The following is an 11,257-nucleotide window of genomic DNA, read 5'->3' as shown; positions in this document are numbered from 1 at the left end:
GTTCGCGCCGGCGCAGGTCATCAGGTAAGTCCTCCGCAGCTGACTGGTGGCCGGTGCGTCGAACGTCGGGTCGAACACGACGAGGCTAAAGAAATAAGTGGTCCCCGGGACACAGGCAGGGCCGCCGCTTGCCCCCGCGCCGGATATACCGGCCATGCACAGGTAGACCGTGCAGGGATCCACGTTCTGCGCGCGCACGGGCGCCGTGGCCAGGCCAGAGGCAGCCAGGCCGAGCGCAAGGAGAGTCGAACGGGTGCGTAGGATCACGATGACCTCCTGCTGCTTGGCAAGGACTGACGCCGACTCACGATCGATCCCTGTCCGGCGGATGCCGCCGAACGGGGATGTCCATGTCCTGACGGATAGGTGACGTGGCGGTCATGCGCGTGCCGGAAAGAGGCTGGGGGCCGCTGTGCCCTGTGCCGTTTTGCTGATGCAAGCCTGGCTGCCCTGCATATGCAGGTTGCTGCCCATACGAGGCACCATAAGATCCCGGTGGCTGTCCTTGCGGTCCGGGGCGACTACCGGGGCCGCCGCCAAAGGCGGAGTAGTGCATGAAACTCCCGACCGTGCCCTGAAAGAACGAAGCGGCCAAAGGTGGCACGCTGATGATCAACACAGTCATCAAAAGGCCGATACCACCTTGCTGCAAAGCCTGGCTGGACAGGCCTTCAGCTCCGAGGCTGGTCATCTGGTTGATCAGGTTCGCTGACCACAATGCGGCGGCGACGCGCAAGGTCAGTTGCAACACCAGCGAACTGATGAAGCTCAGCGCAGCCATGGAAAAGATCGTTCCAATCCCGTAAAGCAGCCATTTGCGGAAGAGATCCTTGGTCTGGGCGAAGATCAGGCAGAGGATGAACAGCGGCCCCATACCGATGAAGAGGGCGATAGTGGCCTGATAGAGCAACAGCATGGCGCCAGCGGCCATTGGCGGACTCGCGGTCCCCAGTCCGGCGATGAGCATGGCGTGTGCCTTACGTTCGGTGGTTTCCATGTCGCCGGGCGCGACCTGTACCGCATCGATTGCGCCGAGCGCGAGCTGGGTCCACGCCAGGTTACGGTCGATGGTTTCCGCAGCAGTGTCGTTGTTACCGGTGAACATCTGGTTGATCCCGGTACTCAGATCGGTGGTGAACAACTGCTGCAGGCTGGAGCCGAAGACCGACATGGTCGTCGCGGCGGTGACGATGATGACGATGCGGGTCATGTTCATCACCATGGCCATCAGCGACTCGTGCAACTGCCCAGTAATCAGGCGATAGCCCTGGATCATGATCCACAGCGTGACCATAACCAGGGCCAGAGCGCTCGCCCAGGTCATGAAGGCCGCCATGAGGTCCATTCCGAACGTGTTGATCTGTCTACTCAGGTAGTCGTACACCAGCCTGAAGTAAACGAAATCGGCAAGGTTTGTCGGCATCGCGCCTGATTCCTTTCGTGAGTGCGGTCCCGAGCGTTCGGGAGCGCTCGTCGCCGTCAGTCAACCGAGAATGCGGCCTTGAGCGCTGCTGCCTGCACCACGGTTCCAAGCACGCTCTGGCCCCTTAGCGCTACCCTCGCCAGGATCGACTGTTGCTTGTTGAGCGCCTGGATGATGGCCTCGTCGCCAGCGATGGCGGTCTGCCAGTCCTGCATGGCATAGGCGGTCGTCGCGCTGACAGTGGCGGCCTGTGTAGTGGCCCCGCTGGTCGATCCGAGCGTGCTTACTTCATTGGCGAGCTTGTTCAGCTTTTTCAGCGTGCCGCCGTACTGGTCCAACCGGGTGAGCATGGCCACCGTGCGGTTGTACTGATCGATCTGCAGCATGGTGATGTCCGCGCAGATCGTCTGTTGGGCCTGGGTGATGGGCGTGTCGCCACCTATGGTCGATGCGAAGGAGGTCACCAGGGCGGGAACGACCGAACTGCCGGAGGCGCCGGGGCAATTCTGTGCGACGAGATCGGTAGGATCGACGATGGGCTTCAGGCTCGTAGGGGAGATCGAAATATCGGTCCCGAGACCCTTCACGGTCATGAGCAACTGCTTGTATTGCTCGACCTGCTGGTAGTACTGCTCGAGCTGCTTGGCGTATTGCATGCCTTGCCTGGTGTACTGCACAACGCTCTGCGCCAACTGAGCTTTGAAGCCCTCCTCGCTGGCAGCAATGGCTGTCGTATCGGTGACCAGTACCTGGGCCTGGGCGGCGCCGATGGGAATGCACAGGACGGTCAGGATCAGGGCGATCTGGCCACACAGGCGCGGCAGCATCGAGTGGGTAGGGGCGTCTGTCATGGCGCATTCCTTTCGCAAATGACGGTGGGACTAGCTTGCGGTTGCACAAGATGCGCGGGCGACTGGTGGTGCGATGGTCATTGGCCTGCCACTGCCCTTGCGGTTCGCATAGAACAGATCCAGCCAGTGCTCAGGTTGCAAGGCATCGAGCGGCGTGCCTTTGGCTGTGGCGCACTCGCGCATGACGCGGTGCATGATCTCGATGTTGTCGGTGGAGGCCGAGATAACCGCCAGAGCATCGTCCATGCCCCGCAGATTGAGCTGGCATACGGCGCTGGCGTGGCCCTGCTTGACCAGGAAGCAGCGGGAGCGCTCGTCCAGGCTGACGACCACCTGGTATTCCGCCTCGGTCAACTTCAAGCCGTTGATGTAGTCCTCGCGGCTGGCATTCGGGTTGGGCAGCAAAATCATCGTGGCGGTCTGTTCGACGAGGGCCGCGGCGATGCCGCTAGCCAGTGCATCCTCTGGGCTCTGCGTGGCGAATATTCCCAGTCCGTTCTGCTTGCGGATCGTCTTCTGCTTGTTTTTCGCAAATTCCTTGAGGCCACCCTCGCCGTCCAGGATCTTCCAGAACTCGTCCATCACGTAGATCAGCGGGCGGCCATCTATCAACGCTTCAAGGCGGTGCAAGAGGTAGTTGATCACTGGCACCCGAACTTCCGGGTTGTCGATGATGTCGGTGTAGTCGAAGCCGATGATGTTTGCCTCTGCGAGGTCGATCGTGTCGCTCGGGTTGTCAAACACCCAGCCCAGCGAGTTTCCGGCTGTCCATTTCTTCATGCGAATGAAGAGCCCGTCGTCGCCGAGATTCGGCAGGCTCTTCTGAAAATTGGTCATGTTGCGCAGGCGCATCGGCGTATCCAGGACGTTCTGCACGGCGCGGAAAATGTCGTCCTCTTCCCGGGAGCTGTAAATGCTCTTGCCGGCCAGTACCTTGATCAGGTCAGCCAGGAACTGCACATTCGCTTCGGTTCGCTCGCAGTGAAAGGGATTGAATCCGGTTGGCCGACCATTCTCCAGGGCGAGGTAGTTGCCGCCACAGGCACGCACGAAGATCTCGGCGCCGCGGTCCTTGTCGAAGAAGAATATGGTCGGAGCCGGCTCGAGTTTCTGTACCTGGCTGAGCAGGAAGTTGATGAGCGCAGTCTTGCCGGTACCCGATTTGCCGATAACCATCGTGTTGGCGATGGCTTTCTCGCCAAGCGAGTTCTCGCTTGGGTGGGTAGCGTGGAAGTTGAAGTAGTAGGGCTGCCCGTTGGTGCTTTGCAGGGTGGTGACGCACTCGCCCCACGGGTTGTTCTCCCGCTTGCCCATCGCGAAATTGTGCAGAGGGCACAGGCCCAGGAAGTTGAGCGAGCTGATGTTGGCCAGGCGGGTCCGGTACTTCCAGTTGCCGGGAAGCTGTGCGTAGAAGGCGGCGGTGACGGCCAGGTCTTCCTTGACCGATACGAAACCGGCATTTGACAGCTCCGCGCGGGCTGCCGCGATCTGCTGAGACAGGGCTTCCTGGCCAGGAGCATAGATAGCGATGGTGAAGTGGTATTCACCGAGCACGAAATTGCCGGATGCCAGCTGGTCCATGGCGAGGTCCAGCTCGGCAATCTGGCTGAACGCCTTGTCGCCCGAGGACACCATCATGCCCTTCGTCCGGTCCAGCGCTTTGAGTGCATCCTGCCGCCCCATGGGGGTGAAGGAGTGCGTGATTACGTACTCGAAGCCCAGATACTTCAGGCCGTTGAGAATGCCCGGATAGGTTCCGTCCGTGTATTCCTTGATGTTCAGTATCGCGCCGAAGTGGCTCGTCCCTTGAGGTGTGGTGACTACGAAGTCACCGGTCTTGGCGGAGAAACGTTGCTTGCTCACCGGCAGGTAGTTGTAGACCGGCGCAGGGAGTACAGGCACGGGTTCGTCCAATCGGTTGAGCAGGTAGCCGTAGAACTCCAGTGCTTCGGAAAAAACCACGCCGTTGGCTGCTTCATACATGCCAAGGCGACTGGGCGCGTAATCCTTGAGGACTGCCTCGACGTTCCCCGCCAACTCAAGGATGGTGTCGACAGCCTGCTGCTGCTCGGCCTCAAGCCGGCCCAGATGGCTCGACTTTTCGGCAAGCTTTTTCCCACTGACTACTGGCCGGTAGAGCATGGTGAGATACAGCTCGTTCTGCATGAGCTTCTGGTTTGACAGCGCGTCGTAATAGGCGTCAGACAAAGCCTGGTTGAACGATTGGGGGAAACGCGCCCGGTCTGCGATGCGGCGCCGACGGCGCACGTCGTGGACCCAGAACGCGACATTGACGAAGTCGGGCGCGCGCAAGGTCTGCAGCATGCGATTGAAGGTGGCGTGGCGGTGTTCCAGATCCCATTCCTCGCGCCCGACGAACGGCATGCCGCCAAGGCGCCACACGATCAGGAAATCTCCGCCGGTGGTTTTCAAGACCGTTGGAGAGACATGAGTGGAAAGCGTGACCAACTCGCAGATGGGGGTATCCGGCGAAAAGGCGGGCTTGGACATGGCGCAGGCTCCGGTGGTCGCCCCGGCTGCGAAGCCAGGTGGCTGTGACGTTTACTGGTTGGCCTTCGATTGGCCGCGGTGGAGGTTGGGGGTGAACACCCACATGCCGTCGTTCTCGCCGAGGTTCTTGACCTTGCTGCGAAACTGAAGCCGCAAACCGAGCAGGCGGAAAATCATTTCGTCCCGCCTGGCCATCTGGCGCATCACGAAGATGACGGGCGGAATCAGCAGCAGAAAAAACAGGTTGAAGTACAGCGCGAGCAACAAGCATCCGCCCGCGCCCATGAAGAACGGCACGTAGGGCACGCCCATGAACATGGGCGGCCGCGTGCAGCCACGGAACAATGCATCCTTACGCATGGAAGTTGAGCGCGTGGGTGATCAGGCTTGCGGTGCAGGCGGTGGCACCGGAAGCACTGGTGCTGCCGGCGAGAAACATCTTGGCGATCTGTCCGGCGGCTCCGATCAGGACAGCGCCGATAAGTACCGGGGAAATGTCCGAGATGCGCTTGTGCGCGAACGCGATCTGGTAGCCCGAAAAGACGATCGCGATCGTAACCACGATGATCGAAATTGCGTTGAGGATCTTGTTGACGCTGCTTGCGAAACCACAGGTGGTCGCAATGGTGTCGGTGACATCCTGCCCGAAAGCGATGGTCGGCAGTACGAGCGCCGTGCATATCGCGAGAGCCATGAACAAGGCAGTGCCGCGCCGGATCGGGTGGCATGCGTTCGGGTGTGCGGACAGGTTGTTGCGGGGCATCATCGTTTTTCCTTGGATGGGTGGACGGCGGCGACCATCTGGCAATGGGCGTGCCGTGGGTGGCTGCCCGTACGGCAGCCGGATCGGCGGATGGGCGGTGCCGTACGGGCGCCGCCGGTTAGAAGACGAAGGCGGCATCGGTGGCGGGTGCGTCAGTCGAGGGCTGATCGCTTGCGGTGTGCGTTAACGGAAAGGAGGCACGGCCGGAGAAGTCGCGAGGACTGGTCGCGTGGGGCGCGGAGACCGAAGGAGTTATGGCAACCGGCCCGGGGCCTGCCGAATCCGGTTGCCTTTCGGAGACTGGACTCTTCGCAGAGCCTGTTTCCCCGGGGGCGGCCGGAACCAGTGCACCTGCAGCCGCGTGCATGGCGATGGACCGGATCGACACGCGGTAGTCGGGACTGCCGCGCTCCGCGATGAGGTCGGCCGACGCTCGGTTCGCGCGAAGGCGTGCCACCTGTGGGTGAATAGGTATGGCCGCGGAGGTGCTGGCGGCGTTGAGCGAATCGAGAATTCGCCGGACGTAGCCATCCCTGTAACCGGTACTGAAGTTGCCGGAGTAGTAACAACTGAAGGCCTTGCCCCAATCGCCGCCTGAGCGTCCATAGCACTTCGCGAGAATGTATGCACCGGCGGTGGCGTTGGCGCAGATGTCGAACGCCTTCTCGTAAGTGTCCAGTCCATAACGCAGCAGGTTGTTTCGGTTGATCTGGGTAATCCCTAGCGAATAGTCGTATCCGCGCGACTGGAGCATGCGTGCGGTGGCAATTGCCTCACCAAGGTTGCGCGGCTGGTGCTCGAGCTGGCCCCCGACGACCCCTATGGCAAACCGGTTGCCGCTGGACTCGATCTGGGCGACATGCTGCATGACATCTGCCGGGACGGGCAGGCGTGGGCAGGACATCAGGTTGATTACAGGGACCATTCCTTGTGTCCTCTTCGGTCAGCGCGTTTGCGCTGGCAGGTCCTGCAGATACCGACGCCGCGGATCGAAGTCGATACCCGTGATGTGCCGCCGCCCCGCGTGTGCCTTGATGTGAACGACGATGTCGATGGTCAGCCGGAGCAGCCGCTTGATGGTCGCAAACTCCAGGCCGGCTCCCTCTGCCGAGGCCTTGACCATCAGGGCGAGTTGGTCCCAGGTCTGCTCAGTGCTGCCCGCGTGGCAACTGGTGATCGAGCCGGGATGCCCCGATGCGCAGTTCCGGATGAAATAGAAGGCCTCGTCGCCGCGTAGCTCGGCCAGGATGATGCGGTCGGGCTTCATGCGCAGGCACGTTTCCATGCAGCTCTTGGCAGTGATCTTGCTGATGCTTTGGCCGCCCTTGGAGTAGAGCAGGTGAACCACATTGGGCTGGCTGATGAAGAGCTCGCGGGCGTCCTCGATGGTGACCAACCGCTCTTCGGGCGGGATGTGGTGGACCAGGGACTTCATGAATGTGGTTTTGCCGCTTCCGGTGGCGCCCGATACCACGATGTTTTTCCTGCTTCGAACGGCCGCCTTGAAGAACTCGGCATAGTGTCGGTGGGCTCGCAGGTCGAGCAGCTGGCGGTCTTCTTCACTCAGGTCGCGTGCCTCCTCGATAACCTGGTCGAAGAAGCCATCCGCCTGGTATTGGTCCAGGGTTTTGACCTGCTTCGACGGCAGGCGGATGGTGATCGATACGTTGCCCGCCTCGCAGGCGGGCGGAACGACGAACTGCGCCCGCTGGCCGGTTGGAAAGGTGAGCGAGACCACAGGGTCGACGTCGGTGATGCGCTGACCGGTATTGCTTTCGTTGACCACGGCGGTGCAAAAGTGACGAGCCCGCTCGAAAGTCAACGTCGGCACCTCGACACGCTGCCAACCGCAGTTACCCTCGAGGTAGAGCTCGCCCGGTCGATTTATGCAGATCTCAGTGACGTCCGGTGAGGCCATGAAGTCTCGTACACCCAGAACCTCATACTGGTAGTCGAGGAACTCGTTCGAGACAAGGGCGATGGTGTCTTCCATTACCTTGTCTCAGAGGCGGGCGACGACATCGGTGAAATCCACGTCGCGCGCGACGTAGACATAGATCACCGTGCCCTGGTTGATGGTGACCGTGGCAGGCCGGTTGGCCGCTTCACGTACTGCCGTGTCGGCCAGGTTCTGGACGGTACGCGCGGTATTGCTCTCGAGCGGTTCCTGTACGGCGATGCCGCCGGAGACGATGGAGGTGGTCGTAGGGCCGTGTTTTGCAGCTTCATATTTGAAGGCATCGCTCAGCATGCTGATGAGTAGCGCTGCGCTGATCCGGCTTCCCCAATGAGCGTCGTAGTGACCAGGGAGCCCGGCGCCACCCAGGTTGTCGATGCCGGGACTGGGCTTGCTGCTCATGTCCACATCCACGCCCGTGGGAGTGATGATGCGGTCCCACACCACTGCAACGCGGCGACCCTTGGGGCCGCTGGAATAGGCGCCAAGTACCTTGGATCCCTTGGGCAGAAGAAGTGTTCGGCCGTTGAATGAATACACCGCCTCGGTGACAAGACAGGAAGTAAAGCCCGGCACGTCTGTGACGATCCGCGTTTCCAGCACGCAGCGGATGTAGGTGCCTCGCTGCATCAGCGCATCGGCGTGTTCCAGCGGCTTGGCCTTGGTCGCAATCGCACGGCGAGGTTGCAGCGGCGTGCCAATGCCCTCGGATGGTGCGCCTGCGGCCGTGTTCGAAAGATTCGGCGTCGAGCCTGACGTGCCCGCGATGCGGCGCTCGACCAGAGTGGGTGCACGCGGCGCATGAGTCAGCGGGGTCTGGGACGACGCGCTGGCTGCCTGGGGTGGGGGCAGGGGTGGAAGAACGGAGTGCTGGACCAGGGGAATCGGTTCGGATCCACGGTGGACAGCGGGCAGGGTCAGGGCTGGTGGTGCCTCGACGACAGTGACCTTTTCCTCTCGTGGTTTGTTCGGCTGATGATGGGAGGTAGCGACGCTGATCATCCAGTAAGACAGGAACAACAGCAGCGCGGCTGCCGAACCAAGCATCAGCAAGGCGCGGCGGTTGACGCGCCGCATTTCGTTTGGTTTCAGCAGCGGCGCGCCGGCATCCAGGTCTGGTTCGGACTGGTGGTAGCGAGTGGAATAGGGGTTGTGCGCCAACGCTTCGTCATGGCCGGCGTCCGCGCCCGCAGGCGACTGGTAGGGGGATTGCGTGCTCACTTGCGGGCGTTCCTTCGCAGGCCGACAACGTTGTCCCCATGACGGATGACAAGGTAGGGGTAGGTCCCGTGTACAGCGATGATGTTGCCCTCGACGGTCGTATTGACCAGGGAGTCCTCACCGTGCTCGGTTTCGCGCATGAAGACCGCCGGAAAATCACCAGTGGGAAAACGCTTGAGATCACTCATCGCGATATACGTGAAACGGCCATCGTCATAGACGTGCGCCGGCACGAGCCACGGTGTGCTCGTGTCTCGGGTGGCATAGTCGTAGTCGAAGTCGTAACTGCGCCCGGGAACCAGGTGGGTATCAAGAGGAGGCACTTGCGCAGCCTTCCTCTTTTCCCTCGAGAAGCTGACGTCGGCCGGGTAGGCGAAGGTGATCTTGTACTGCACGCCTTCGCGCCTGGCCTGGGCCAGCGCCTTCCAGTCGGTGGCGACGACCTTCAGCTCGAAAATGTAGGAGTGCGTGGCCGTGCGCACCATCATATTGGTGTCCACATCCACGTTCTTTGGTTTGAGGTAGAACACATTGTCGCGCCGGGTAAGCTCCCAGCCGCTGCTGAAGCCTGTGCTGTAGTCGAGTATCTGCTCGTTGGGGCTCAGCTCGATCTGGGTGGTGATGCCAAGGCCCGTGCGCACCGGATAGATGCGGTCGGGCTGATATTGATACTGCTGTACGACCTGGGCTTTTGCGCGCATCGGAAGGGCAAGGGCACCCAGGCAAGACAGGAGTGCCGTGAGGCCCAGGAGGCGCCGGCTCATCGGCCCGCTCCACTGGCAGGAGCATTCGACCCCGCATCGGTCCCCGCCCCAGATCCTTGTTCCGGCGGAGGCGGAATCACCGACCTGTCGACAGGTGAGGTGGGGCGGGTCATGGTTTGCGCGTTAGCGGCACCCGCGACCTCGGCAGGCGCCGGCGTAGCGTAGTCGTTGTCCACGCGATAGCTGGTCACCCAGAACCCCAGTGGGTTCTCGATGCGGTTGCGGTCGTCCATTTCCAGGTTCGCCTTGTACGTGAATTCCATCGTGGCGATCTTGCTGTCCAGCGGCTGCGTGACGCCGCTCCGTTTGTCGTAGAGGCTGCGCTGGAAGCGGACCGTGGCACCGGTCGGGGTGCGACCCGGGCCGCTACCGATCAATACGATGCTGAGCAACTTGACGCGGACGGCCTTGTCTTTCCCGTAAGTCTTGTAGGGACTGTCGGGATTCATCGGCGAGTAGAGTCGCGTGTAATCGGCCTTGACTCCGGGCGAAGCCATCGTTTGCACAGTGGTCCAGTCGCCAAGGTTGAGGAGCGCGAGGTCATAGGACTCGCGGGCCATTACGAAATGCGCAACGTTGCTGCGATTGATGGCTTCGCTGGTGCTGACCCGGCGATGAGTGAAGTCCCCGGTAAGGCGCGCCACGGTGCTGGTACCGGTATAGGCATCGGCCATCACCAGGTAGGGCACGCTCCGCTTGAGCGGCAACATGTAGAAGTAACCGCTGGCGAGGATCAGCGACATGCCGACGGCACCGAATGCCACCCGCCAGGCCCGCCGCTCGCTGCGGCGAGCGATGTCGGCGATTGACAGCTCGTAGTTGACTGCCTTGCGTACCGCATCCTCGACCTTGTCGGAGCGGTTCTTGCTGAAACGCATCAGCGGATTCCCTCCGCTTTCTGCCCGGCGGTCAGCGAGTGTGTCTTGACTGGATTGACAGCCGAGCCGGGTGTTCTTGCCCGATCGACCTGGAGGCGCCCCTCCGCGAGGGTGACAACGACACCCTGGGCCGAATAGATCTCGCTCAATTCGCGGGCGGCCTCCCGGAGGTCGGCTGTGCGCACCCGCGCAACTGGTGCGAACAATGTGTAGTCGGAAGGAATGCGATAGACGAGCGTCATCCCGGTGTCGCCGGTCCAACGAACCAGCATGTTCCGAAGGGTTTCATCCATGGGGGCGGCGTAGTAGGTGTAGGCGCGGTTGAGCGGAATCTCGGTCGTGGTCGACTGCAGGCGGTTGATCGGCTTCCAGCGGCCGCCGAAGTCCTTGGCGGCAGGTGTCCCGCAACCGGCCAGCAGGAGCGCCGGCAACAACAGGGTTCCCAGGATCCGGTTGGGCGGGGCCTTGTTCACTTGGTTCTCGCAGGTCGAGGCGGCTGTTTGCCGCGTGCGTAAGGCTGCCGGTTCACGCGCCGGCACGGCGCGTACACGGCAGTCAACGGGGCAATTCAATGAGCGAGGCGAGATGCGAACGGATGCGCTGGCACGTCGCGTGTCTCGTGCATCCATCAGACTCCCCTGTCTAGTCCGCCTTCAAGCAGGTTTCAGCGGGCGAGGCTCGCGACCTACTGGAAGCAGCGTTCACGTCATTTGAACGAGGCTCATTAGAGCCGCACCCATTGCGCAGCAACAAGCTCAATGGTTCGGGTTATGACGTCGTCCGCCTGACCTCTTCGGCGTGGGAGAAGCCCTACGAGCAGACGAATGGTCGCCGTGTGCCTGCGCTCGTGGGCCCAGTGGCGGGTTGCACAGAGGTCCAAGTCCGCCTA

At 61.7% G+C, this 11,257-nt stretch carries 12 protein-coding genes; all 12 read right to left on the bottom strand.

The window, feature by feature from the left end; translation table 11 throughout:
- A partial coding sequence (locus VFH59_RS12975) for a hypothetical protein (RefSeq protein ID WP_325165324.1) occupies positions 1-267 on the bottom strand: 267 nt, incomplete at its 3' end.
- 37 nt (positions 268-304) lie between these two features.
- On the bottom strand, positions 305-1,423 hold the full coding sequence (locus VFH59_RS12970) for a type IV secretion system protein (RefSeq protein WP_325165323.1): 1,119 nt from the start codon (positions 1,421-1,423) through the stop codon (positions 305-307).
- Between the two features lie 56 nt (positions 1,424-1,479).
- A complete protein-coding gene (locus tag VFH59_RS12965) occupies positions 1,480-2,274 on the bottom strand; it encodes a hypothetical protein (RefSeq protein WP_325165322.1) in 795 nt (264 codons plus the stop codon).
- 30 nt (positions 2,275-2,304) lie between these two features.
- Complete coding sequence (locus VFH59_RS12960) at positions 2,305-4,785, bottom strand: VirB4 family type IV secretion/conjugal transfer ATPase (RefSeq protein WP_325165321.1); 2,481 nt, start codon at positions 4,783-4,785, stop codon at positions 2,305-2,307.
- 51 nt (positions 4,786-4,836) lie between these two features.
- Positions 4,837-5,145 (bottom strand): VirB3 family type IV secretion system protein, encoded by a 309-nt coding sequence (locus VFH59_RS12955; protein WP_325165320.1) that lies wholly within the window; start codon positions 5,143-5,145, stop codon positions 4,837-4,839.
- On the bottom strand, positions 5,138-5,551 hold the full coding sequence (locus VFH59_RS12950) for a TrbC/VirB2 family protein (protein ID WP_325165319.1): 414 nt from the start codon (positions 5,549-5,551) through the stop codon (positions 5,138-5,140). Before VFH59_RS12950 ends, VFH59_RS12955 begins: the two co-directional genes overlap by 8 nt.
- A gap of 115 nt (positions 5,552-5,666) precedes the next feature.
- Complete coding sequence (locus VFH59_RS12945; RefSeq protein ID WP_325165318.1) at positions 5,667-6,416, bottom strand: lytic transglycosylase domain-containing protein; 750 nt, start codon at positions 6,414-6,416, stop codon at positions 5,667-5,669.
- 75 nt (positions 6,417-6,491) lie between these two features.
- Positions 6,492-7,541 (bottom strand): P-type DNA transfer ATPase VirB11, encoded by a 1,050-nt coding sequence (virB11, locus tag VFH59_RS12940; protein ID WP_325165317.1) that lies wholly within the window; start codon positions 7,539-7,541, stop codon positions 6,492-6,494.
- 9 nt (positions 7,542-7,550) lie between these two features.
- Entirely contained in the window at positions 7,551-8,726 is a 1,176-nt protein-coding gene (locus tag VFH59_RS12935; protein ID WP_325165316.1) for a TrbI/VirB10 family protein, read from the bottom strand.
- Positions 8,723-9,490 (bottom strand): TrbG/VirB9 family P-type conjugative transfer protein, encoded by a 768-nt coding sequence (locus VFH59_RS12930; protein ID WP_325165315.1) that lies wholly within the window; start codon positions 9,488-9,490, stop codon positions 8,723-8,725. The genes VFH59_RS12935 and VFH59_RS12930 overlap by 4 nt, the downstream gene beginning before the upstream one ends.
- Positions 9,487-10,368: a type IV secretion system protein gene (locus VFH59_RS12925; protein WP_325165314.1), complete on the bottom strand. Its 882-nt coding sequence runs from the start codon at positions 10,366-10,368 to the stop codon at positions 9,487-9,489. Before VFH59_RS12925 ends, VFH59_RS12930 begins: the two co-directional genes overlap by 4 nt.
- Complete coding sequence (locus VFH59_RS12920) at positions 10,368-10,841, bottom strand: hypothetical protein (RefSeq protein WP_325165313.1); 474 nt, start codon at positions 10,839-10,841, stop codon at positions 10,368-10,370. The genes VFH59_RS12925 and VFH59_RS12920 overlap by 1 nt, the downstream gene beginning before the upstream one ends.
- Positions 10,842-11,257 lie beyond the last annotated feature (416 nt).

It is taken from the genome of Frateuria sp., assembly GCF_035695185.1.
Taxonomy (GTDB): Bacteria; Pseudomonadota; Gammaproteobacteria; order Xanthomonadales; family Rhodanobacteraceae; genus Frateuria_A.
This window is presented reverse-complemented; position numbering and strand designations above follow the sequence as displayed.

Bases quoted from the DNA above. Each gene is read 5' to 3' on its own strand.
- VFH59_RS12965 (WP_325165322.1), bottom strand. From the start codon at position 2,274: ATGACAGACGCCCCTACCCACTCGATGCTGCCGCGCCTGTGTGGCCAG.
- VFH59_RS12925 (WP_325165314.1), bottom strand. From the start codon at position 10,368: ATGCGTTTCAGCAAGAACCGCTCCGACAAGGTCGAGGATGCGGTACGC.
- VFH59_RS12955 (WP_325165320.1), bottom strand. From the start codon at position 5,145: ATGCGTAAGGATGCATTGTTCCGTGGCTGCACGCGGCCGCCCATGTTC.
- VFH59_RS12930 (WP_325165315.1), bottom strand. From the start codon at position 9,490: ATGAGCCGGCGCCTCCTGGGCCTCACGGCACTCCTGTCTTGCCTGGGT.
- VFH59_RS12945 (WP_325165318.1), bottom strand. From the start codon at position 6,416: ATGCAGCATGTCGCCCAGATCGAGTCCAGCGGCAACCGGTTTGCCATA.
- VFH59_RS12960 (WP_325165321.1), bottom strand. From the start codon at position 4,785: ATGTCCAAGCCCGCCTTTTCGCCGGATACCCCCATCTGCGAGTTGGTC.
- virB11 (WP_325165317.1), bottom strand. From the start codon at position 7,541: ATGGAAGACACCATCGCCCTTGTCTCGAACGAGTTCCTCGACTACCAG.
- VFH59_RS12950 (WP_325165319.1), bottom strand. From the start codon at position 5,551: ATGATGCCCCGCAACAACCTGTCCGCACACCCGAACGCATGCCACCCG.
- VFH59_RS12970 (WP_325165323.1), bottom strand. From the start codon at position 1,423: ATGCCGACAAACCTTGCCGATTTCGTTTACTTCAGGCTGGTGTACGAC.